This is a genomic window from Cellulomonas septica (assembly GCF_012396155.1).
In the GTDB taxonomy this organism is placed as follows: domain Bacteria; phylum Actinomycetota; class Actinomycetes; order Actinomycetales; family Cellulomonadaceae; genus Cellulomonas; species Cellulomonas septica.
Map to the genome: position 1 here is coordinate 1 of NZ_JAAXOY010000592.1, position 2,257 is coordinate 2,257.

Annotated in this window: 1 protein-coding gene and 1 pseudogene; both read left to right on the forward strand. The window is 74.3% G+C overall.

Annotated features, from left to right (window positions below; genetic code table 11):
- Nucleotides 1-131 precede the first annotated feature (131 nt).
- A pseudogene (locus HGA02_RS16970) lies at nucleotides 132-593 on the forward strand (Maf family protein); the annotation flags it as partial.
- A 188-nt stretch (nucleotides 594-781) separates the two neighbouring features.
- A partial coding sequence (locus HGA02_RS16975) for an acetyl-CoA carboxylase biotin carboxylase subunit (RefSeq protein ID WP_343035562.1) occupies nucleotides 782-2,257 on the forward strand: 1,476 nt, incomplete at its 3' end.

The following is a 2,257-nucleotide window of genomic DNA, read 5'->3' on the forward strand; positions in this document are numbered from 1 at the left end:
GTCAAGACGCACCTGTCGGAGGTGCTGCGCAAGCTGCGGTGCCGGGACCGGGTGCAGCTCGTCGTCCGGGTGCACGAGGCGGGCCTCGTCGAGGGGTGACACCCTGCGCGCGCCTCGGCGCGGACGGCACGCCGGCCGAGCTGGCCGACGCGGACGACCTGGTCCTGCTCGGCTGCGACTCCATGCTCGAGCTCGACGGCGAGATCCTCGGCAAGCCGGACGACGCCGACGACGCGGTGCGCCGCTGGCGGGCGATGCGGGGCCGGACGGGCGTGCTGCACACGGGGCACTGGGTGATCGACGAGCGCGCGACGCCCGACGAGGGCGGCGAGGGCACGCGCGGCACGCTCGGGGCGACGTCGTCGACGGTCGTGCACTTCGCGGACCTGTCGGACGAGGAGGTCGCCGCGTACGTCGCGACGGGTGAGCCCCTCGCGGTCGCGGGCGCGTTCACGGTCGACGGTCTGGGCGGGCCGTTCGTGGACCGCATCGAGGGCGACCACCACGGTGTCATCGGGGTGTCGCTGCCGCTGCTGCGCGGCCTGCTCGGGGAGATCGGCGTGACCGTCCCGAGCCTCTGGCGCACGGCCTGACCCACCCCCCGCCCCGGCACGCGCGTTGTGCCCACCGGACAACCCACACCGGGCACGGAGGACGACGGGCGCCTGTCCTTGTCGGATCCCTACACAAGCACTCCCGGGCGGGTTGGGCGGTTCCCCAATCTTGGACGACCGGCCCCGGGGAGCAGCGGAGCGCCGGGTCCCGCACGTTACGGTGGACCGTGCCCGTGATCTCCAAGGTCCTCATCGCGAACCGCGGTGAGATCGCCGTCCGCATCGCCCGCGCCTGCCGTGACGCACGGATCGGCTCCGTCGCCGTCTACTCCGACCCCGACCGCGAGGCCCTGCACGTCCGGGTCGCCGACGAGGCGTTCGCGCTGAACGGCGCCCGCGCGGCCGAGACGTACCTCGTCGTCGACAAGCTGCTCGACGTCGCCCGCCGCTCGGGCGCCGACGCCGTGCACCCCGGCTACGGGTTCCTGTCCGAGAACGCCGAGTTCGCGCAGGCCGTCATCGACGCCGGTCTCACGTGGATCGGCCCCCCGCCCGCCGCGATCGACGCGCTCGGCGACAAGGTGAGCGCGCGCCACATCGCGCAGCGCGCCGGTGCGCCGCTCGTCGCCGGCACACCCGACCCGGTGTCGGGCGTCGACGAGATCCACGCGTTCGTCGCCGAGCACGGCCTGCCCGTCGCGATCAAGGCGGCGTTCGGCGGCGGCGGCCGCGGCCTCAAGGTCGTGCGGTCGGCGGACGAGATCGACGAGCTCTACGAGTCGGCGGTCCGCGAGGCCGTCGCGGCGTTCGGTCGCGGCGAGTGCTTCGTCGAGCGCTACCTGGACAAGCCGCGGCACGTCGAGACGCAGTGCCTCGCCGACCAGCACGGCACGGTCGTCGTGGTGTCGACGCGCGACTGCTCGCTGCAGCGCCGCCACCAGAAGCTCGTCGAGGAGGCGCCCGCGCCGTTCCTCACGGACGCCCAGCGTGCGCAGCTCGTCGAGTCCAGCCAGGCGATCCTGCGCGAGGCCGGCTACGTGGGCGCCGGGACGTGCGAGTTCCTGGTCGGCGCCGACGGCACGGTGTCGTTCCTCGAGGTCAACACGCGCCTGCAGGTCGAGCACCCGGTCACCGAGGAGATCAGCGGCATCGACCTGGTCCGCGAGCAGCTGCGGATCGCCCAGGGCGAGCCGCTCGGGTACGACCACGTCGAGACGCGCGGCCACTCGATCGAGTTCCGCATCAACGGCGAGGACCCCGCGCGCGGCTTCCTGCCCGCGCCCGGCCGCATCGCGACGCTCCGCTTCCCCGCGGGACCGGGCGTGCGCGTCGACTCGGGCGTCGTCGAGGGCGACAGCGTCTCGGGCCTCTACGACTCGATGATCGCGAAGCTCGTCGTGACCGGCGCCGACCGGCCGCAGGCGATCGAGCGTGCACGCCGCGCGCTCGCCGAGCTCGACGTCGTCGGCATCCCCACGGTCGTGCCGTTCCACCGCGCGGTGCTCGACGCCCCCGAGTTCGCCCCCGCGGACCCCGCCGAGCCGTTCTCCGTGCACACGCGCTGGATCGAGACCGAGTTCGCCGACCGCCTCACGTCGCTCGGCACGGGCGCCGCCGCGCCCGCCGCCGAGGACGAGGAGGAGGCGCCCGCGCTCGAGCGCGTCGTCGTCGAGGTCGGTGGCAAGCGGCTCGAGGTCGTCCTG